The following is a 19,444-nucleotide window of genomic DNA, read 5'->3' as shown; positions in this document are numbered from 1 at the left end:
GCCCGGCCCACCAGCGGCGCGAACCGCGAGCCGGACCCGCCGCCGCCCCCGAACCGGCCGACGGCGATCAGCGCGGCGTTGACCAGCACCACCGCGCCGACCACGATCTGTACCCGCGGCAGCGTGAAGTGCGCCGAACCCAGCGCGGGCCGCAGCACGAACAGCGTCACCAGCCCCACCGCCGTACCCATCGCGAAGCCGCCGGCCAGCAGGGCGAGCAGTTGCAGCGCCGGTCTCGGCCGGTTGACCATCAGCACGGTCATCCCGAGGCGGAACGGTTCCAGGCTGACCGCGACGGCCATCGCCAGGAGCGGGATCCACATGATGGGCGAAACGTTACCGCCGCAGTACCCGAATCCGACTTACGTTCACCGTGATCGTGACCCTGGCCCGACCTGATCCTCCCGCTGAGCGGACGGAAACCGTGGCATAGCCCGAGGTGGGCGGACCCGGACATGGCCGCGGCTTCGGGGCACGTGCGAGGATGGGCACGATGAGCGGCGCAGAAACCCACGCGGAGGACAAGTTCGGGCCCACCTCGCTACGCGAGGCGTTCGGCCATTTCCCGTCCGGCGTCATCGCGATTGCGGCCGAGGTGGACGGCACCAGGGTCGGGCTGGCGGCCAGCACGTTCGTGCCGGTCTCCCTCGACCCGCCGCTGGTGTCGTTCTGCGTGCAGAACTCGTCGACGACCTGGCCGAAGCTCGTGGACCTGCCCTACCTCGGCATCAGCCTGCTGGGCGAGGCGCACGATGCGGCCGCCCGCACGCTGGCCGCCAAGACCGGCGACCGGTTCGCCGGGCTGGAGACGGCGTCCTCGGAGCGTGGCGCGGTGTTCATCCACGGCACCAGCGTGTGGCTGGAGAGCAGCATCGAACAGCTGGTGCCCGCGGGGGATCACACGATCGTGGTGCTCCGCGTCAGTGACATCACGGTGCACCCGGACGTGGCGCCGATCGTCTTCCACCGCAGCACGTTCCGCCGGCTCGGCGCCTGACGCGGGACCGCGCCGGGTGGTCAGGGGCGTGCGGTGAGCTCGTCCCGGTAGCCCATGACACGCTGGTCGAGTTCGGCGGCGTCGGAGGCTCGGCCCTCCTTGCGGGCCAACTCCGCGCGGAGGCTGAGTTCGCGGATCGCGGTGCGAATGTCATTGATGCTGTATGGCTCGCGGAGCGACATCTAGGCTGCCTTTCCTATGGTGGTTGGCTGCTTACCCGGAGCGTACTCCCGGTTCCTGCGGCAAAGCTGTGACTGCGGTGAGATCGTCTGGCCCGCGCCGGATTCGCCCCCGCGGGGTGACGACCGCGAGCCCCTCCCTGGCCCAGTACTCGAATCCGCCGAGCAGTTCGCGAACCCGGCGATAACCCATGTCGCTGAGCGTGTGTGCGGCCTTGGTCGCGCCGTTGCATCCCGGCCCCCAGCAGTAGACGACGATGTCGGCGTCCAGGTCTGGCAGTTCGGTGCGGGCCCGGTCGCGGAGTTCGGGGCCGGGGAGGTGCCGCGCGGCGGGCAGATGGCCCTGGTCCCACGCGGCCAGGGAGCGGGTGTCCACCACGATCGGCGGGGAGGTCGTCGCGCGCGCCAACACGAGGTCGGCGGCGTCGATCTCGTAGGCGAGGCGGGCGGTGAAGAAAGCGCGGGCGTCCGCGCCAGGTTCGGTCATGGGTCCATCGAACCGCAGCTGCAGGCCGGGGAGAACGGCACATCCTCGGTGAACACGCTCCGCTACCGGGGATCCGGTGGGACTATCGGCGATATGCCGGAGAATCAGCGGATCACGTTGGACCGCACCGACGAAGCCATTCTCGAAGTGCTGCAGACCGACGGCCGGATCAGCACCGCCGACCTCGCGCGCACGGTGTCGCTGTCGCCGAGCGCGACCGCCGACCGGGTCCGCCGACTGGTCGATCTCGGGGTGATCACCGGCTACACCGCGACGGTCTCGGCCGACGCGCTGGGCTACTCGATTTCGGCGTTCGTGCGGCTGGCCTATCCGTCAGGGAACTACAAGCCGCTGCACGACCTGCTCGAGGTCACCCCGGAGGTGATCGAGGCACACCACGTGACGGGCAACGACTGCTTCATCCTCAAGGTGCTGGCCCGGTCGATGTCCGACCTGGAACGGATCACCGGCCGGGTTGCGACCCTGGGGGCGATCACCACCAGCGTCGTCTACTCCAGCCCGCTGACCGGGCGACGACTCAGCCCCGCCCGGTGAATTCGGCGCGCGCAGGCACCCTGGGTGTCGCATTGCGCGCCGGATTCGCCGGTCAGGCGGCGTGCACGTCGCGCAATCCGACGGCGCCGTGCAGGCCCGAGCAGTTGATGCACCCCACGCAGCCGATGCAGCCCTCGCAGTCGACACATCCCACGCACACCTTGCACCGCACGCACCCGATACACCCCAGGCACGCGAGGCATTTGGCGCACGCGATCGACAACACCATCAGGATGCTGTTGGCGACGGCCGCGCTGCCCGCGGTCGCGATCGACTGGGCGACGGCGGCACTGCCCGCCGTGGCGATCGACCCCGTCACCGCGGCGCTGCCGGCCGTGGCGATCGACCCCGCGACCAGGGCGCTGCCCGCGGTCGCGACCGACCCGGCGACGACGGCACTGCCCTGTGTCGCCACCGATCCCGCGACGACGTAACTGTTTTCGGTCCGCAAAGAACGGACGACAGCGCGCGACGCGTCGTCACGCTCGCTCACGCCGCTCACTTCCTGCTCTTCGCGCAAGCGCTCACTGCCGCCGGAACAGCTTGTCGCCCAGCCACACCAGCGGATCGTACTTGCGGTCGGCGGCGCGTTCCTTCATCGGGATCAACGCGTTGTCGGTGATCTTGATGTGCTCGGGGCACACCTCGGTGCAGCACTTGTTGATGTTGCAGAGGCCCAGGCCGTTGTCCTCCTGCGCCTCCTCGGCGCGGTGGCCGTGCGTGTCGAGCGGATGCATGTCCAGCTCGGCCTGGCGCATCAGATAGCGCGGACCGGAGTACGCGGGCTTGTTCTCCTCATGGTCGCGGATCACGTGGCACACGTTCTGACACAGGAAGCACTCGATGCACTTGCGGAACTCCTGCGAGCGGTTCACATCCTCCTGCGCCATCCGGTACTCGCCGGGCTGAAGGTCCTTCGGCGGCATGAACGCCGGGATCTCCCTGGCCTTCTCGTAGTTGAACGACACATCGGTGACCAGGTCGCGCATCACCGGGAAGGTGCGCAGCGGCGTGACGGTGACGACCTCGTCCTCCCCGAACGTCGACATCCGGGTCATGCACAGCAGTCGGGGCCTGCCGTTGATCTCCGCCGAACACGATCCGCACTTGCCGGCCTTGCAGTTCCACCGCACCGCCAGATCCGGGGTCTGGGTGGCCTGCAGCCGGTGGATGATGTCCAGCACGACCTCGCCGTCGTTGACCTCGACAGTGAAATCCTGGAGTCCGCCGCCGGTGTCGTCGCCGCGCCAGACCCGCAGCTTTCCCTGATAGGCAGCCATTCTCAGCCCTTCCGTTGCGGGTGCTCGGCCAATTCCTCGGCCGTGTAGTACTTCTCCAGCTCGGACAGCTCGAAGGTGGCGAGTAGATCGGGCCGCATCGGCGGCTGCGGCTCCACCTCGACCGAGATCTCCGGGATCACCGGGTCGCCCGGCTCGTCTCCACCGCCGACGGTCTTGCAGACCAGCAGCTTGTTGCGCCAGTTGTTGTCCATCTGCGGGTAGTCGTCGCGGGTGTGGCCGCCCCGGCTCTCGGTGCGCTGCAACGCGGCCTTGGCCACGCACTCGCTGACCAGCAGCATGTTGCGCATGTCGATGGCCAGGTGCCAGCCCGGGTTGAAGATCCGCCCGCCCTCGACGACGACGTTCTGATAGCGCTTCTTCAGCTCGTCGATCTTGACCAGGACTTCCTGCAGCTCGTTCTCCTTGCGGATGATGCCGGCCAGCTCGTTCATCGACTCCTGCAGTTCGGAGTGCAGTGTGTACGGGTTCTCGGCGTTGTCCTTGACCTCGAACGGCGCCAGCGCCAGCGTCGCGGCCCGCTCCAGCGCCGCGTCCGACACCGCAGGACGCTGCGGCAGCGAGCGCACGTAGTCGGCGGCGCCGAGTCCGGCGCGGCGACCGAACACCAGCAGGTCGGACAGCGAGTTGCCGCCGAGCCGGTTGGAGCCGTGCATGCCGCCGGAGCACTCACCCGCGGCGAACAGACCGGGGGTGGCCGCGCCGCCGCTGTCGGGGTCGACCTCGATACCGCCCATCACGTAATGGCAGGTCGGGCCGACCTCCATCTCGTCCTTGGTGATGTCGACCTCGGCCAGCTCGATGAACTGGTGGTACATCGACGGCAGCCGGCGCTTGATCTCCTCGGCCGGCATCCGGGACGCGATGTCGAGGTACACCCCGCCGTGCGGGGTGCCGCGACCGTTCTTCACCTCTTCGTTGATGGCGCGGGCCACCTCGTCGCGGGGCAGCAGGTCAGGGGTGCGGCGCGCGGAGTCGTTGTCCTTGAGCCACTGGTCGGCCTCTTCTTCGGTCTCGGCGTACTGGCCTTTGAACACGTCCGGGATGTAGTCGAACATGAAGCGCTTGCCCTCGGAGTTCTTCAGCACCCCGCCGTCGCCGCGCACGCCCTCGGTGACCAGGATGCCCTTCACCGACAGCGGCCAGACCATGCCGGTCGGGTGGAACTGGATGAACTCCATGTTGATCAGACCCGAGCCGGCGCGCAGCGCGAGGGCATGCCCGTCGCCGGTGTACTCCCAGGAGTTGGACGACACCTTGAACGACTTGCCGATGCCGCCGGTGGCCAGCACGATCGCGGGCGCCTCGAACAGCACGAATTTGCCGGTCTCGCGGTAGTACCCGAACGCGCCGGCAACTCTCTTCTTTCCGTCGGCGCCATCCTCTTGGAGGATCTCCGTGATCGAGGTTTCGTGGAACACCCGGATCCGGGCGTCGTAGTCGCCGAGCTCCCTCTTGTCCTCCTGCTGCAGCGACACGATCTTCTGCTGCAGGGTGCGGATGATCTCCAGGCCGGTGCGGTCGCCGACGTGGGCCAGCCGCGGGTAGGTGTGGCCGCCGAAGTTGCGCTGGCTGATGCGGCCGTCCTTGGTGCGGTCGAACAGCGCACCGTAGGTCTCCAGCTCCCACACCCGGTCGGGGGCTTCCTGGGCGTGCAGTTCGGCCATCCGCCAGTTGTTAAGGAACTTGCCGCCGCGCATGGTGTCACCGAAGTGCACCTGCCACGAGTCCTTGGTGTTGACGTTGCGCATCGCCGCGGCGCACCCGCCCTCGGCCATCACGGTGTGCGCCTTGCCGAACAGCGACTTCGTCACCACCGCGACCCGCAGCCCCTGTTCACGCGCCTCGATCACCGCACGCAGTCCCGCGCCGCCGGCACCGATCACGACGACGTCGTAGGAATGCCGTTCCACGTCCTGGTCAGACATCAAACCTCGCTTGTCTCTTGATTAAGTTGTCAGCCAATGAATCTGAGGTCAGGGAACCATCCGGCCGACACGGCCATGACGTAGAAGTCTGTGAACATCAGGGTGCCCAGGGTGATCCAGGCATACGTCTTGTGCCGGACGTTGAGCCGGCTGATCTGGGTCCACATCCAGTACCGCACAGGGTGTTTGGAGAAGTGGCGGAGACGTCCGCCGGCGACGTGCCGGCAGGAGTGGCACGACACCGTGTAGGTCCACAACAGGATCACGTTGATCAGCAGCACGAGGTTGCCCAGGCCGAATCCGAATCCACCGTCGGGCTTGTGGAACGCGATGATCGCGTCGTAGGTGTTGATCACCGAGATGATCACAGCGATGTAAAAGAAGTAGCGGTGGGTGTTCTGGATGATCAGCGGAAGACGCGTCTCGCCGGTGTACTTGGCGTGCGGCTCGGCGACCGCGCACGCCGTCGGCGACTGCCACACCGACCGGTAGTAGGCGCCGCGGTAGTAGTAGCAGGTCAACCGGAACAGCAGCAGGAACGGCAGCGACAGCGCGGCATACGGCAGGATCGGCCAGTCCGGCAGGAACTGGCCGAAGTGGCTGGCCTCCGGGATGCAGCCGGTCGACACGCACGGCGAGTAGAAGGGCGTCAGGTACCCGTATTCCTCGACGTAGTACCACTTCTGCATGAACGCCCGGACCGTCGCGTAGATGATGAACGCGGCGAAGCCCAGGTTCACGATCAGCGGTGACAGCCACCACCGGTCGGTCCGCAGCGTGCGCTGCGCGATCTGGGCACGGCCGGCCGAGAAGACGCCGGTCGCTTTGCGGTCGGCGGTGGGTGCGCTCACGGTTACCTTTCGATGAAGTTGTGCCCCGACGCGCGTGCCGCCCGAAGGCGGCACGCGTGGCTCAGTGGGTTCCGCCGAGGCCTTCGTCGTCGACGCCGCGCCAGAAATCGGTGTCGTACTGGGTGTCTGGGATCGGGATCCGCTCGGCGACGTGCTGGTGCCGGCTGACCCCGCGGGCCAGTTCCAGCTCCTCGGCGTCGATGTCCAGGCGGTCGATGTCGTTGAGGATGCGTTCGGCGTCGTTGACGATCCGGCGGGTCGCCGGGCTGTCCCCGTAGCGTGAAGCCAGCGAGGTGACGCAACGCCGGAGGCTGCCGATGAGTTCGTGGAGCTGGACGAGTTCGGTGGTGCTTGTGGTGGACAAACGACCTCCTTGGGCTGAAGGGTGTCATGGATCACAGTACGCAACCGATGCTAGCTAAATCACCGATGCTGGGCGTGAGACAAATCACTAATGAGGAGAAGTCGTGACCGTTGACGTGTTGAAGGGACGCGCCGAGACGCTGCTGGCGCTGCACCGGCCGGGCCACCCGGTGGTGTTGCCGACGGTGTGGGACGCCTGGTCGGCGCGGCTGGCCACCGGCTCCGGCTTCGCAGCGCTGACGGTAGGCAGCCACCCGGTGGCCGACTCGGTGGGCAAGCCCGACAACGAGGGCATGAGCTTCGACGACCTGCTGACCCGCGTCGCCCAGATCACCGCCGCGGTGGATGTGCCGGTCTCGGTCGACATCGAATCCGGCTACGGCGAACAGCCCGCACGTCTGATCGACGGGCTGTTGTCGGTCGGTGCGGTCGGGTTGAACATCGAGGACACCGTGCACGGCGACGGGGGCCGGCTGCGCTCGTCCGGCGAACACGCCGCTCTGGTCGGCGCGCTGCGGGCGGCCGCGGACGACGCCGGAGTGCACGTGGTGGTCAACGCCAGGACCGATCTGTTCCTGCGCCAGGACGGCGAGGAGTCCGACCGCGTGGACCGCGCGATCGCGCGGTTGCGGGAGGCCGCCGACGCGGGCGCCGACGTGCTGTACCCGGTCGGGGTCCATCCGCCGGAGGTGATGAAGCAGCTGACGTCGGAGTTGCCGTTGCCGGTGAACGCGATCGCCCGGCCGGAGGCGTCCGATCCGGCGTCTTACGGTCCACTCGGGGTGGCCCGGATCAGCTTCGGCCCGTTCTGGCAGGCGGCGCTGGCCGAACGGTCCCGCGAGATCCTGGGCCGCTGGACCTAAAAGAGGGCTAGAAGAACTGCCGGGCGACGAAGCCGGCGACCAGCACGGCCGTGCCGCCGATCTCGCCGACGATCAGGGCCGCCATCGCGACCCGCAGCGTGCCGTCGATGCGTTCGAACTGGTTGGTGGTGTCGCGTCGGATCCCGTGGACCACATAGGCGGCGATGGCCAGCACGAAGAAGGCGACCACCACGGCGGCCGAGGTCAGGTTGACCCACGTCGGCCATGCGCTGAGCTCGACGAATACCGCCAGCAACAGCGTCGCGAACGAGTACAGCAGCGCGGCGCGGTGGGCGATGTCGACGTAGGGGTGGGCCAGGTGGTCGGCACTGGTGGCCATCTGCCGGTACTTCCAGACACCCAGCGCGAGCGCCCACAGGAAGATCAGGCCGGCGGCGAGCACGGTCAGCGCGGTGTCGACGGGCAGCGGTGTGTTCATGAAGACAGCACAGTAGCGGTGGGGACCTCAGGTCCCCACCGCTACCGGTAGCTGGGCTGTTCTAGTTGCTCGTGATGGCGATGCGGTGCGGTTCGGCGCCCTTGTGGGCTCCGGCGACCCGGACCGTGAGCACGCCGGCGTCGTACGCGGCCGACACGGCCTCGCTGGTGACGTGGGCGGGCAGGGCGAACGAACGGTGGAACGATCCGTAACGGACCTCGCTGAACTTGCGCACCACGCCGTCGTCCTCGTGTTCCTCGGTCTTCTCGTCGCGGCGCTCACCGCGGACCACCAGGCGGCCCTTGTCGATCTCGACGGTGACGTCCTTCTCGACGTCCACTCCGGGCAGATCCACGCGGATCACCGCGTCGTCGCCGTCCTTGGCGACCTCGACGGCGGGGTTGATGCCCTTGGCCCACTCACCGGTGGTGGCCGGGGTGAAGAACTCCCGGACGAGACGATCGGTGTTCCACGCCGGCCGCCTGCACATAGCTACGCTGCTCATCCTTGATCTCTCCTTGCTCGGGGACCGGTCGATTCCGGTTTCACCGATATAAACTTGAGTCCACCACGCTCATGTTCCGCAGGCGCGTTCGCCGTCGGCGAACGGTTGCTCACAGCCGCGTCGCCGTTGCCGTGAGCACTCCGTGATGGGTGCTTCACACGGCGCGACACGACGGCAATATCGGGTTCCTAACGTGGCCGCCATGATCCCCACCTCGCATGCCGTCGTCGTCGGCCACGGCATGGTCGGCCACCGCTTCGTCGAGGCCCTGCGGTCCCGCGACACCGCGGGCACCTGGCGGGTGACGGTGCTGGCCGAGGAGCAGGACCGGGCCTACGATCGGGTCGGGCTGACCGGCTACACCGATCACTGGGAGCGGAGCCGGCTGGCGCTGCCGGGCAACGACTACGCCGGCGATCCGCAGGTCGAGGTCCGGCTGGGCTGCCGGGTGACGGCGATCGATCCGGCGGCCCGGACGGTGACGACGGCCGACGGCGCACAGATCTCCTACGACGCGCTGGTCCTGGCGACCGGCTCGTCCGCATTCGTGCCGCCCGTGCCGGGCCACGATCTGCCCGTCTGTCACGTGTACCGCACCCTCGACGACCTGGACGCGATCCGCGCCGACGCGGGCCGTGCGGTGGCCGCCGCGGGGCAGGACGCCGCGGGGGTGGTGATCGGCGGCGGGCTGCTCGGTCTGGAAGCCGCGAATGCGCTGCGCGGGTTCGGGGTGCGTGCGCACGTGGTCGAGATGGCGCCGCGGCTGATGGCCCAGCAACTCGACGAGGCCGGCGGTGCACTGCTGGAACGGATGATCACCGAGCTGGGCATCGCCGTGCACACCGGGGTGGGCACCGAGCGGATCGAGCCGACGACCGCAGGTGCGCGGGTGACCCTCGGCGACGGCCGGACCATCGAGGCCGGGGTGGTGATCTTCGCCGCCGGTGTGCGTCCCCGCGACGAGTTGGCCCGCGACGCCGGCCTGGCCGTCGCCCCGCGCGGCGGCGTGCTCACCGACACCGGCTGCGCCACAGCCGAACCCGGAATCTATGCGATCGGCGAGGTGGCCGCGATCGCGGGCCGGTGCTACGGGCTGGTCGGGCCGGGCTACACCAGTGCGGAGGTGGTCGCCGACCGCCTGCTGGGCGGTGCCGCCGAGTTCGGGACGGCGGACATGTCGACCAAGCTCAAACTGCTCGGCGTCGACGTCGCCAGCTTCGGTGACGCGATGGGCGCCACGCCGGACTGCCTCGAGGTTGTGGTCAACGACGCGGTGAACCGGACCTACGCCAAACTCGTCCTCTCGGATGACGCCGAGACCCTGCTCGGTGGCATCCTGGTCGGCGACGCCTCGGCCTACGGTCTGCTGCGCCCGATGGTCGGCGAACAACTGCCCGGGGACCCGCTGGCGCTGCTGTCACCTGCCGGGTCATCAAGCGGCACAGCACCGTTGGGTGTCGGATCGCTGTCCGTCGGCGCGCAGATCTGCTCGTGCAACAGCGTCACCAAGGGTGATCTCACCGACGCGATCGCGGGCGGGTGCTGCGACGTGCCCGCGCTGAAGAAGTGCACGCAGGCCGGTACCTCGTGCGGTTCCTGCGTGCCGCTGCTCAAGCAGCTGCTCGAAGCCGAGGGCGTCGAACAGTCGAAGGCGTTGTGCGAGCACTTCTCCCAGTCCCGCGCCGAGCTGTTCGAGATCATCGGTGCCACCGAGGTGCGAACGTTCTCCGGGCTGGTCGCGCGCTTCGGCTCCGGAAAGGGTTGCGACATCTGCAAACCCGTGGTGGCCTCGATCCTGGCGTCGACCGGTTCCGGGCACATCCTCGACGGCGAACAGGCCTCGCTGCAGGACACCAACGACCACTTCCTGGCCAACATCCAGCGCAACGGCAGCTATTCGGTGGTGCCCCGGGTACCCGGCGGTGACATCACCCCCGATCACCTGATCCTGATCGGCGAGATCGCACGGGATTTCGGGCTGTACACCAAGATCACCGGAGGCCAGCGCATCGACATGTTCGGCGCCCGGGTCGATCAGCTGCCCGATATCTGGCGCCGCCTCGTCGAGGGCGGCATGGAGTCCGGGCACGCCTACGGCAAGTCGCTGCGCACGGTGAAGAGCTGCGTCGGCAGCGACTGGTGCCGGTACGGGCAGCAGGATTCGGTGCAGATGGCGATCGACCTGGAGCTGCGTTATCGCGGGCTGCGCGCCCCGCACAAGATCAAGATGGGGGTGTCGGGCTGCGCGCGGGAGTGCGCGGAGGCCCGCGGCAAGGACGTCGGCGTCATCGCGACCGAGACCGGCTGGAATCTCTACGTCGGCGGCAACGGCGGGATGACCCCGAGGCACGCCGAGTTGCTTGCCGGTGACCTGGACGACGCCACCCTGGTCCGCTACATCGACCGGTTCCTGATGTTCTACATCCGCACCGCGGATCGGTTGCAGCGCACCGCACCCTGGGTTGAACAGGTCGGCCTGGAGCACCTGCGCGAGGTCGTGTGCGACGACTCTCTGGGCCTGGCCGCCGAGTTCGAGGCGGCGATGGCCCGCCACGTCGACGGCTACGCCTGCGAGTGGAAGGGCGTGCTGGAGGATCCGGACAAGCTGTCGCGGTTCGTGTCATTCGTCAACGCCCCCGACGTGCCCGACCCGACGGTGACGTTCGAGCAGCGTGCCGGCCGCAAGGTGCCGATCGGTATGCCGAAGGTGGGAAGGTAGCCCGAGATGACCCTGCTCAATGAGGCGCTCAGTCGAACCACGGTCTGGACCACGGCCTGCCGGTACGACTTCCTGATTCCCAATCGCGGCGTCGGCGTGCTGCTGCCCGGGGGTGAGCAGGCCGCGTTGTTCCGCCTCGACGACGGAAGCCTGCACGCGGTCGGCAACATCGACCCGTTCTCCGGCGCGGCGGTGATGTCGCGCGGCCTCGTCGGCGACCGCGGCGGCCGTGCCACGGTGCAGTCACCGATCAAGAAGCAGGCGTTCGCGCTCGACGACGGCAGCTGTCTGGATGACCCCGACCGTGCGCTGCCGGTCTACGAGACGCGGATCACCCCCGGCGGGTACGTCCAGCTCGCGTCCTGATTTCCCGCCGAAACCGCATTCCATGCGGCGTTTTGGGGGGTTTCAGCCGCGCTGATCGCAATCTCGGCGTGATCTAAGTAGGGACTTTCGGCCCCTGTCCTGCGCGCGCAGGTTTCCTAACCTCGACGGCATGACCTACGTGATCGGCAGCGCGTGTGTGGACATCGTCGACAAGTCCTGTGTGCAGGAGTGCCCGGCCGACTGCATCTATGAGGGCGACCGCGCGATGTACATCAACCCCAACGAGTGCGTGGACTGCGGCGCCTGCCGCATCGCGTGCCGGGTGGACGCCATCTACTACGAGACCGACCTGCCCGACGAGGAGATGGCCTTCCTCGAGGACAACGCTGCGTTCTTCGCGCTCACGCTGCCCGGCCGCGACGAGCCGCTGGGCGATCCCGGCGGCGCGTCGAAGCTCGGCCGGGTCGGCGCCGACACCCCGCTGGTCGCCGCGCTGCCGCCGTCGACCAGGCCGCACCCCTGACCGTCACCGCCGAGACTGCATTCCCGTCGGCCTGCACTGGCTTTTTCGCGCGTGGAATGCGATTTCGGCGGCCGTGTTGAAGCCGGCTCGCTGGAACCGGTTGGCGATCAGTCGCGCCACCCCGGCGTGGGTGCCCAGCGGTTCGGTCACCACGTCGGCGCCACTGGTGCGCAATCGGTCCTGAAAAAGCCCGTCGGACAACAGGTATGAGGCGACCACCACCCGCCTGCCGGAGCGGCGCGCCGCGGCCACGGCATCGGAGATCCGGGGTTCGCCGGTCGCGGCGAACGCCAGTTCCACCCGGGTGCCCAGCGTCGCCGACAGCCACGTCGCGGTGGTGTGCAGATCACGCATCGCCTGCGGATCGGACGTGCCCGCCGCCGCCAGGATCACCGAATCATCGGGCCGCCAACCGGATTCGACGAGCCGATCCACGAGCACCCGGATCAACGCCGGATCGGGTCCCAGCGCCCGGGTGACGACGACGTCGTCGTGGCCGCTGGCCGCGACGTGGGCGGGGATGTCGGCGCGGACGTGGTAGCCGCACGCCAGGAACGCGGGCACCAGCACGGTGGGCCGGCCGGGCGCGGCGGCGAGCACCTCGGCCGGGGTCGGCCCGAGCACGTCGACGAACGCGACCCGCACCGGCCGGTCCAGCGTCGCGGCCACCTGCGCGGCCAGGTCGGCGATCAGCGCCACTCCGGCCTGCTTGCGGGTGCCGTGGGCGACCAGCACCAGGTTCACGACGCGAACGCCTCGTCGACGGGCAGCCGATAGCCACGCTTGACCACGGTGGACACCATCTTCTTGTCGCCCAACGCGGTACGCAGCCGCAGTACGGCCGTCTCGACGGCGTGGGTGTCGGTGCCGCTGCCCGGTAGCGCGCGCAGTAGGTCGGTGCGCGAGACCACCGCGCCCGGCCGCAGCGACAGCGCCCGGATGGTGGCCATCGCCGCCGGCGACAGTGCCTTGACCGTGCCGTCGACGAGCACGCAGGTGCCGCGGATCTCCAGCAGGTGTCCGGCCACCCGCACGGTACGGGCCTGCAGCAGCGGCAGTTCGTCGGTGATGTGACGGGCCAACGCGCCCAATCGCATCCGCTCCGGCGCCGACGTCGGCACCCCGAGCCGCACCAGCGGTCGCGCGGTGACCGGGCCGACGCACATCGCGTGCACGCCGCTGCGCAGCGCCGAGAGCACCTCGGCCTCCAAGCCCATCTCGGTGGCGCGCAACAACACCGAGGCCACTGCCGGGGCCGAGGTGAAGCTGACCGCGTCGAACTTCTGGTCGGCGATGCCGGCCACCAGCTGGTCGAAATCTCCGCCGCGGGGCGCCGGATGCCAGCGGTACACCCGGATCGGCACCACCTCGGCGCCTGCGGCGCGCAGTTCGTCGAGGAACTCCGGGAACGGGTCCCATTCGGCGGTGGCGCCGTGCAGCTGCACCGCGATCCGGGTCCCGGCGATGCCGCCCTCGACCAGGTAGTGCAGCAGTTCGCGGGAGGACTCCGATTCCGGTGACCACTCCTCGGGCAGTCCGGCGGCGCGCAGTGCGCCGGTGGCCTTGGGGCCGCGCGACACGATGCGGGCGTTGCTCAGCGCCGCGGTCAGTTCGGTGGCCATACCCCAGCCGTCGGCGGCGGCGATCCAGCCCCGCAGGCCGATGCCGGTGGTGGCGATCACGATGTCGGGAGGTGTCTCGATCAGCGCGCGGGTGCGCTGACGCAGTTCGTCGTCGTCGGGCAGCGGCACCATCGCGATCGCGGCGGCGCTGGTGACCGTGGCGCCGCGGCGCCGCAGCAGCGCACTCAACTCGTCGGAGCGCCGCGCGGAGGTGACCGCAACCCGGAATCCGGTGAGCGGCGCCCAGGCCGGATCGCGCCTGCCCTCCGGATCACTCATGCCCAATGTCTATGCAGGAGGTGTTTCGCCGTGATTAACCGGCCGTTGCGCAACGGTGTCGCGCCCGCTCACGGGATGAAATTCCGTTCACCGGCGACCGGGTGCCGCTGTGAGGTCAACCGCGCGTCACCAGAGGTCCCCGTTGCGCCAGTCGCAGGCGATCGGCGCGGTCGGGTCCAGCGTCACCGCCGGCGGCAGTGTCCCTGCCAGCACGTACAGCGATCCGTCGTCCTCGGTGGTGCGGGTCGGCCCGTCCGGGGCCAGCACCGACGTCGGCCCACGCCACGGCACCCACCCCCGTGCGGTGTACAGCGGCTCGCCGAGCTCGGTCGTGCTCAGCGCACCGAGGTGGTAGGCGCCGCGCACCACCTGTTCGACGCCGTCCATCAGCGCGTGGCCGAGGCCCTGGCCGCGGTGGTCCTCCCGGACCGCGAGGCCTTCGACGTAGCCGCAGCGCAGCGCGTGGTCGCCGACGTAGAGACGGCGCTGGACGACGGCCGCGTGGCCGATCACCTCGCCGCGCTGGGCGATGAGGGCGTGCATGCCGCCGAGCGCGTGTTCCCAGTCGTCGTCGGCGAAGTCGCCGTCGAAGGCGGCGATGACCATCCGGCGGGCGTCCTCGCGGGTCTCGTCGTCGAGGTCGGAGGTGTGGACCAGGCGTGCGCGCACACCTGAGGTTCTACCAGCGTCGCCCGGGCGGTGTCAGTCCCGGAACGGACGCCGGGGCCGGGACCAGTGCAGTCGCACCGTCTGTCCGGCCCGCGCCTGCGCGATCTTGTCGATGTCGTCGTCGGCGACGACACCGATGACCGGGTAGCCGCCGGTTACGGGGTGGTCGGGGCCGAGGATCACCGGGAAGCCGTTGGGCGGGACCTGGATGGCGCCACGGGTCGCGCCCTCGCTGGGCAGCTGACGGTCCGGCCACCGGTAGTCCAGCGGCATGCCGACCAGCCGCATGCCGACCCGGTCGCTGCGGTTGGTCACCTGCCAGTTGGTGCGGACCAGCACGTCGGGGTCGAGGAACCAGTCGTCACGCGGGCCCGGTACCACCCGGAGCTCGAGGACGTCGCCGGCGATCGCCGCGACCGGGGCCTGTTCCAGTTCGGGGAAGTCGTCGGTGTGCGCGCCGACCCTCAGCGTGTCGCCGCGGCGCAGCGGCACCGGCCCGATCGCCGACATCACGTCATAGCTGCGGGAGCCGAGCACGGGTTCGACGTCGATGCCGCCGCGGACCGCCAGATAGGAGCGCAGACCGGTGCGCGGTGGGCCCAGCGAGATCACCTCGCCGTCGTGCGCATAGTGAATACTGTTGGAGCCGAACGGGATCCCGTCGGCGGCCGGGTCGGTGTCGGCTCCGGTGACGGCGATCGCGACGCCTTCGCCGTTGCCGCCGTGCACCCGGGCGGTGAACCCGCCCATCGTCACCTCGACCGTTGCGCGGTCGTCGGGGTTGGCGACCAGCCGGTTGGCCAGGGTGTGCGCGCGCCGGTCCGCCGCGCCCGAGCGGGTGACGCCCAGGTGGGACATGCCGGGCCTGCCGAGGTCCTCGACGAGCGCGAGCGGGCCGGGTTGCAGGATCTCCAGGGTCACCGCGCTCATGAGCTCGCCTCGAACTTCACCCACATCCCGGGGGTGAGCAGCGCCGGGTTCTCCCGGTCGACGTCCCACAGCACCGCGGAGGTGCGGCCGATCAACTGCCAGCCGCCGGGGGATTCTCGGGGGTAGACGCCGCTGAACTCGCCGGCCAGCCCGACCGAGCCGACCGGCACCTTGGTGCGCGGCTCCGCTCGGCGGGGCACTGCGAGCCGTTCGTCCCCGCCCACGAGGTAGGCGAAACCGGGGGCGAAGCCGCTGAACGCGACCCGCCACAGCCGCCCGGTGTGCGCCGCGACGACCTCGGCGCGGCTCAGCCCGGTCAGCCGCGCCACCTCGTCGAGATCCTCACCGTCGTAGACGACGTCGACGACGACGTCGGGGGTGTCCGGTGGCGCCGCTTCGGCCAGTGCCTGTTCGCTGGGCCGCACCGCGGCCAGTCGCTGTCGGGTGGGCGCCTGGTAGTGGCTGTCGGCGAGTTTCACCAGCACGGTCCGCGCGGCGGGGACGACGTCCTCCACGCCGGGCAGCTCGGCTGCCCGGATGGCGTCGGTCCATGCCAGAACCGCTGCGCTGCCGTCGAACTCAAGCAGCAGCGCCCGGTCGCCGTAGTCCAGGATCCGGTGTGCGCCGTCGCCGCGCACGGTGTCTGTCGCATCCGCGGTCACGCTCATACACCAACGTTACCGTCGAGTAGGTTGTCTGAAACCCGCTCGCCGAAGCTCTCTGAACCTTGCCAGAGCGTCCTTACCGAAGACTCAAGATCGCCGGACCCGAGAGCTCCGCGAAACCGCATTCCACGCGGCCCCCACTCGATCTCCCGCGCACGGAATGCAGTTTCGGCGATGGAACAGGTCAGGCGCTCAGCGGCTGGTAGGACGGCTCGCGGCGTTTGATGAACGCGATCGCGCGGTAGGTCACCGGCAGCAGCGCGACCTCCACCAGGGTCTTGTACAGCCAGCCCTGCGCGGTGTAGGTCAGGAAGTCGCCGAACGACGTGATGCCGATGACGCTGGCGGCGATCGCGCAGAACACCACGGTGTCGCCGAGCTGCCCGACGAACGTCGAGCCGACCAGCCGCGCCCACAGGTGTTTCTCCTTGGTGCGCTCCTTGATCCGCACCAGCGACCACGCGTTCAGGGTCTGCCCGACCAGGAAGCCCGCCAACCCGGCGACGATCAGGCCGGTGTAGGCGTGCACGATGTTCTCGAAGTGCTCCTGATTGGGGTAGAAGTCGGCGGCGGGAAGATAGATCGTGGCCCAGAACGCCAGCGCGGCAAGGGCGTTCATCGCGAAGCCGGTGTAGATGGCGCGCCGGGCGGCCTTGAACCCGTACACCTCGGACAGCACGTCGCCGATCACGTAGGTCAGCGGGAACACGATGAAGCCGCCGTCGGTGATGATCGGACCGAACTCCACGCCCTTGGTGGCGGTGACGTTGGAGATGATCACCAGTGCGGTGAACACTGCGACCAGCACCGGGTAGTAGGCGGACCCGACGCGGGCGAACGAGGCGTGCTGGTCGGTAGGGTCTGTCACGGGCCAATTAGATCAGCCGAGTGCGGCCGCCAGCATCGGCGGCAACCGGTCGGCCAGCACCGGATACGACAGTGTCGAGGCGTAGGCGATTGCGCCTGCGAGCTCCTTGCCGGTGAACACATGGCGCCTGGCCGGCAGTGCGGCGATCGCGGGGTCGGCCAGCAGGGCGGCCTGCTCCTGGTCGCTCTCGGTGGTCCAGATCAGCACGTCGGCCTCGCCGAGCACGTCGGCGATCCGGTCCCGCAGGATCGACGCGTCGGTCTCCACCACCGTCAGCCCCATCCGGGTCAGGAACTCGCTGCGCCACGCGGGGCGGCTGACCGGCACGCCGTCGCGGACCAGCGCGCCGCCGAGCAGCAGCGCCTTCTTGCCGGAGAACTGCGGGTGGCTGTCCTTGACGGCGTCGAACGCGGCGTCCACGCCGGCGATCAGGTTGCTCATGTCGTCGTGCCGGAACACGGCCTGCCCGATGGCGCCCGCCCGGTCGCGCCACGGCTCAAAGAACGCCTGGCTACCGGACTGGGCGATGGTCGGTGCGATCGCCGAGAGCTGGTTGTAGGTCTCCTGGTCCAGGCCGGCGTCGGTGGCGACGATCAGGTCGGGGGTCAGCCCCGCGATCTGCTCGATCTGCACGCCGTCGGCCAGCGACAGCACGACAGGCTGCGCGTCGCCCAGTTGCTGCCGGGCCCACGGCCACACGCCGAACGGTTCGGCGCCGAACCAGTCGGTCACCGCGACCGGCACGACGCCCAGCGCCAGCAGGTCGTCGGCGTCGGTCAGGCCGGCGCTGACCACCCGGGTCGGCGGGGCGGGGATCCGGGTCTCGCCGAACGCGTGCCGGACGGTCACCGAGCCGTCGGAGGCGACCGTGCCGGGTTTCTCGGAGCCGCAGGCGGTCAGCAGCGCCGCAGCGCCGGCTGTCATCGTCAGGAACCGGCGGCGGGACGCCAACGTGGGCACCCGGTCACCTTAACTAGCCGAGCTGGAAGTTCCCGAACAACACGAGCGCCAGGCCGAGCGCGACCACGATGTTGACCACGGTGGCCGAAGCGAACAGCGCGACCGGCCGCCAGCCGGCTTCGCGCAGACCCTTGAGTGAGAACTCCAGCCCGATCGCGACGAACGCGAAGATCAGGAACCAGGTGCGCAGGTCGTTGACCGTGGTGATGTTCGCCTTGTCGCCGCCGTCGGCCAGATAGAGCGTGCCGATGATCGACGCGGCGATGAAGCCGAGCACGAACTTCGGGAACCGCTGCCAGAACTCGCCGAGCGACGGCCGGGCGTCGGCGCCGGTGCGCTTCTCCACCTTCAGCGCGAAGTACGCGGTCAGCGCGATCGCGACGACGCCGATCAGCGCGTTCTGGGTGGTCTTGACGATGGTGGCGATCTGCAATGCGTCCTCGCCGGCCAGTGCGCCGGCCGCCGCGACTGCGGCGGTGGTGTCGATGTTGCCGCCGATCCAAGCGCCGGCGACGGCGTCGGGCAGCCCGAACACCCGGGCCAGCCACGGCAGCAGGAAGATCGACGGCAGTGCGAACACGATGACCAGCGACGCCGCGTAGGCCAGTTGCTCGCGCTTGGCCTGCACGGCTCCGGCCGCCGCGATCGCCGCGCTGACCCCGCAGATCGAGACCGCCGAGGCCAGCAGCGCCCGCAGCTTGTCGTCCAGGCCGAGCCGCCCGCCCAGCCACCAGGTGAAACCGAACACGACGGTGATCAGCAGCAGGGCCTGGACGATCGCGGGTGCGGCAGCGGTGACCAGCAGTTTGAGGTTGATCGACGCGCCGAGCAGCACCAGGCCGGTCTTGATGAAGAACTCGGTGCGGAAGCCCGTCGACAGCGCGTCGCGCAGCGCCAGCCGCGACAGCACGACGTTGCCGATCAGGCCCAGCGCGATGGCGTAGACCGGGAACTCGATCGATTTGGCGAGGCCTTCGAACGCGGTGCCGTCGGCCCACGTCGGCACCTGCTGTTCCAGGAACCGGGTCGCGGCGCCGAGGACCAGCACGACGAGCACGCCGGCGACGGCGTACCAGGTCCCGGACGGCCGGGCGTCGCGTTCCTGTTCGGAGGCCTGCGCGGTGTGCTCGGTCACGGGATCAGGCTCCCGGGGATGGCACCGACGAGCACGAGCGCGAGCAGGGTCAGGCCGACGATGACGGCGAGCCAGTCCTCGTTGAGGCGTCGCGGGGTGGAGTCCTGCGGTTCGGGCATGGAACCGGACCGTAGGGGCGACCGCCCCGCCGGTCGCGGGTTGTGCTCAGCGAGAGTGAAAAGCGGGGTGCGCTACGGGACCTGTGCGGGCACCGGAATGGGCGGCCACACCGGTGGCGGCGCGGAGGCTGGCGGCGGGGGCGAGCCGGGCGCGATCGCGGGC

Annotated in this window: 25 protein-coding genes; 6 read left to right on the top strand and 19 right to left on the bottom strand. The window is 69.4% G+C overall.

The features are described 5' to 3' along the window. The coding region (locus MVA01S_RS21135; protein ID WP_174538977.1) for a GAP family protein at positions 1-323 on the bottom strand (323 nt) is incomplete at its 3' end. Positions 324-493: 170 nt separating this feature from the next. Here MVA01S_RS21135 and MVA01S_RS21130 point away from each other — a divergent pair. After that, complete coding sequence (locus MVA01S_RS21130; RefSeq protein WP_003933894.1) at positions 494-997, top strand: flavin reductase family protein; 504 nt, start codon at positions 494-496, stop codon at positions 995-997. A gap of 20 nt (positions 998-1,017) precedes the next feature. Here the strand turns inward: MVA01S_RS21130 and MVA01S_RS31555 are convergent, their stop codons facing one another. Next, positions 1,018-1,179, bottom strand: a complete 162-nt coding sequence (locus MVA01S_RS31555) for a hypothetical protein (RefSeq protein ID WP_003933895.1) — start codon at positions 1,177-1,179, stop codon at positions 1,018-1,020. A gap of 31 nt (positions 1,180-1,210) precedes the next feature. Further along, a complete protein-coding gene (locus MVA01S_RS21125) occupies positions 1,211-1,663 on the bottom strand; it encodes a rhodanese-like domain-containing protein (protein ID WP_003933896.1) in 453 nt (150 codons plus the stop codon). Between the two features lie 93 nt (positions 1,664-1,756). Between MVA01S_RS21125 and MVA01S_RS21120 the strand changes: the two genes are divergently transcribed. Further along, on the top strand, positions 1,757-2,218 hold the full coding sequence (locus tag MVA01S_RS21120) for an Lrp/AsnC family transcriptional regulator (protein ID WP_003933897.1): 462 nt from the start codon (positions 1,757-1,759) through the stop codon (positions 2,216-2,218). Between the two features lie 52 nt (positions 2,219-2,270). Here the strand turns inward: MVA01S_RS21120 and MVA01S_RS30575 are convergent, their stop codons facing one another. From MVA01S_RS30575 to MVA01S_RS21095, 5 genes are all read right to left on the bottom strand, one after another. Continuing rightward, positions 2,271-2,669, bottom strand: coding sequence for a hypothetical protein (locus MVA01S_RS30575; RefSeq protein ID WP_237024458.1), 399 nt, complete (start codon positions 2,667-2,669; stop codon positions 2,271-2,273). Positions 2,670-2,742: 73 nt separating this feature from the next. After that, positions 2,743-3,498, bottom strand: coding sequence for a succinate dehydrogenase/fumarate reductase iron-sulfur subunit (locus MVA01S_RS21110; RefSeq protein WP_003933899.1), 756 nt, complete (start codon positions 3,496-3,498; stop codon positions 2,743-2,745). Between the two features lie 2 nt (positions 3,499-3,500). Beyond that, positions 3,501-5,444: a fumarate reductase/succinate dehydrogenase flavoprotein subunit gene (locus MVA01S_RS21105; protein ID WP_003933900.1), complete on the bottom strand. Its 1,944-nt coding sequence runs from the start codon at positions 5,442-5,444 to the stop codon at positions 3,501-3,503. A gap of 29 nt (positions 5,445-5,473) precedes the next feature. Further along, a complete protein-coding gene (sdhC, locus tag MVA01S_RS21100; RefSeq protein ID WP_003933901.1) occupies positions 5,474-6,295 on the bottom strand; it encodes a succinate dehydrogenase subunit SdhC in 822 nt (273 codons plus the stop codon). 61 nt (positions 6,296-6,356) lie between these two features. Beyond that, the gene (locus MVA01S_RS21095) at positions 6,357-6,659 is read right to left on the bottom strand and encodes an Rv0250c family protein (RefSeq protein ID WP_003933902.1); all 303 of its coding nucleotides are present in this window, start codon (positions 6,657-6,659) and stop codon (positions 6,357-6,359) included. Positions 6,660-6,762: 103 nt separating this feature from the next. Here MVA01S_RS21095 and MVA01S_RS21090 point away from each other — a divergent pair, with 103 nt between their 5' ends. Continuing rightward, entirely contained in the window at positions 6,763-7,521 is a 759-nt protein-coding gene (locus MVA01S_RS21090) for an isocitrate lyase/PEP mutase family protein (RefSeq protein WP_003933903.1), read from the top strand. 7 nt (positions 7,522-7,528) lie between these two features. Here the strand turns inward: MVA01S_RS21090 and MVA01S_RS21085 are convergent, their stop codons facing one another. Then, positions 7,529-7,960 carry a hypothetical protein gene (locus MVA01S_RS21085; RefSeq protein WP_003933904.1) on the bottom strand — a complete coding sequence of 144 codons (432 nt, stop codon included), beginning with the start codon at positions 7,958-7,960 and terminating at the stop codon, positions 7,529-7,531. Between the two features lie 61 nt (positions 7,961-8,021). Then, positions 8,022-8,465, bottom strand: coding sequence for an Hsp20/alpha crystallin family protein (locus tag MVA01S_RS21080; protein WP_040543259.1), 444 nt, complete (start codon positions 8,463-8,465; stop codon positions 8,022-8,024). A gap of 202 nt (positions 8,466-8,667) precedes the next feature. Between MVA01S_RS21080 and nirB the strand changes: the two genes are divergently transcribed. The 3 genes from nirB (at position 8,668) to fdxA (ending at position 12,034) form a co-directional block, all read left to right on the top strand. Next, a complete protein-coding gene (nirB, locus tag MVA01S_RS21075) occupies positions 8,668-11,184 on the top strand; it encodes a nitrite reductase large subunit NirB (RefSeq protein ID WP_003933906.1) in 2,517 nt (838 codons plus the stop codon). Positions 11,185-11,190: 6 nt separating this feature from the next. Further along, positions 11,191-11,550: a nitrite reductase small subunit NirD gene (nirD, locus tag MVA01S_RS21070; protein ID WP_003933907.1), complete on the top strand. Its 360-nt coding sequence runs from the start codon at positions 11,191-11,193 to the stop codon at positions 11,548-11,550. Positions 11,551-11,680: 130 nt separating this feature from the next. Further along, the gene (gene fdxA / locus MVA01S_RS21065) at positions 11,681-12,034 is read left to right on the top strand and encodes a ferredoxin (RefSeq protein ID WP_003933908.1); all 354 of its coding nucleotides are present in this window, start codon (positions 11,681-11,683) and stop codon (positions 12,032-12,034) included. Between the two features lie 3 nt (positions 12,035-12,037). Here the strand turns inward: fdxA and MVA01S_RS21060 are convergent, their stop codons facing one another. The 9 genes from MVA01S_RS21060 to MVA01S_RS31740 all read right to left on the bottom strand — a co-directional run bounded on the left by MVA01S_RS21060 (position 12,038) and on the right by MVA01S_RS31740 (position 19,281). Beyond that, a complete protein-coding gene (locus MVA01S_RS21060) occupies positions 12,038-12,778 on the bottom strand; it encodes a sirohydrochlorin chelatase (protein ID WP_003933909.1) in 741 nt (246 codons plus the stop codon). Next, positions 12,775-13,935 (bottom strand): uroporphyrinogen-III synthase, encoded by a 1,161-nt coding sequence (locus tag MVA01S_RS21055; protein WP_003933910.1) that lies wholly within the window; start codon positions 13,933-13,935, stop codon positions 12,775-12,777. The genes MVA01S_RS21060 and MVA01S_RS21055 overlap by 4 nt, the downstream gene beginning before the upstream one ends. 126 nt (positions 13,936-14,061) lie before the next feature. After that, positions 14,062-14,604 (bottom strand): GNAT family N-acetyltransferase, encoded by a 543-nt coding sequence (locus tag MVA01S_RS21050; protein ID WP_003933911.1) that lies wholly within the window; start codon positions 14,602-14,604, stop codon positions 14,062-14,064. Positions 14,605-14,637: 33 nt separating this feature from the next. After that, positions 14,638-15,534, bottom strand: coding sequence for a 5-oxoprolinase/urea amidolyase family protein (locus MVA01S_RS21045; protein WP_003933912.1), 897 nt, complete (start codon positions 15,532-15,534; stop codon positions 14,638-14,640). Continuing rightward, entirely contained in the window at positions 15,531-16,202 is a 672-nt protein-coding gene (locus MVA01S_RS21040) for a 5-oxoprolinase subunit B family protein (protein ID WP_003933913.1), read from the bottom strand. Before MVA01S_RS21040 ends, MVA01S_RS21045 begins: the two co-directional genes overlap by 4 nt. Positions 16,203-16,383: 181 nt before the next feature. Next, positions 16,384-17,067, bottom strand: coding sequence for a queuosine precursor transporter (locus tag MVA01S_RS21035; protein ID WP_003933914.1), 684 nt, complete (start codon positions 17,065-17,067; stop codon positions 16,384-16,386). A 12-nt stretch (positions 17,068-17,079) separates the two neighbouring features. Further along, positions 17,080-18,027 carry an ABC transporter substrate-binding protein gene (locus tag MVA01S_RS21030; RefSeq protein ID WP_003933915.1) on the bottom strand — a complete coding sequence of 316 codons (948 nt, stop codon included), beginning with the start codon at positions 18,025-18,027 and terminating at the stop codon, positions 17,080-17,082. A 13-nt stretch (positions 18,028-18,040) separates the two neighbouring features. After that, positions 18,041-19,162: a YeiH family protein gene (locus tag MVA01S_RS21025; RefSeq protein ID WP_003933916.1), complete on the bottom strand. Its 1,122-nt coding sequence runs from the start codon at positions 19,160-19,162 to the stop codon at positions 18,041-18,043. After that, positions 19,159-19,281, bottom strand: a complete 123-nt coding sequence (locus tag MVA01S_RS31740; RefSeq protein WP_003933917.1) for a hypothetical protein — start codon at positions 19,279-19,281, stop codon at positions 19,159-19,161. The genes MVA01S_RS21025 and MVA01S_RS31740 overlap by 4 nt, the downstream gene beginning before the upstream one ends. Between the last annotated feature and the right edge of the window lie 163 nt (positions 19,282-19,444).

This window comes from Mycolicibacterium vaccae NBRC 14118 = CIP 105934, from assembly GCF_001552715.1.
GTDB lineage: Bacteria > Actinomycetota > Actinomycetes > Mycobacteriales > Mycobacteriaceae > Mycobacterium > Mycobacterium vaccae.
The sequence above is the reverse complement of the archived record's forward strand: the minus strand, read 5'-3'. Positions and strand labels throughout refer to the sequence as shown.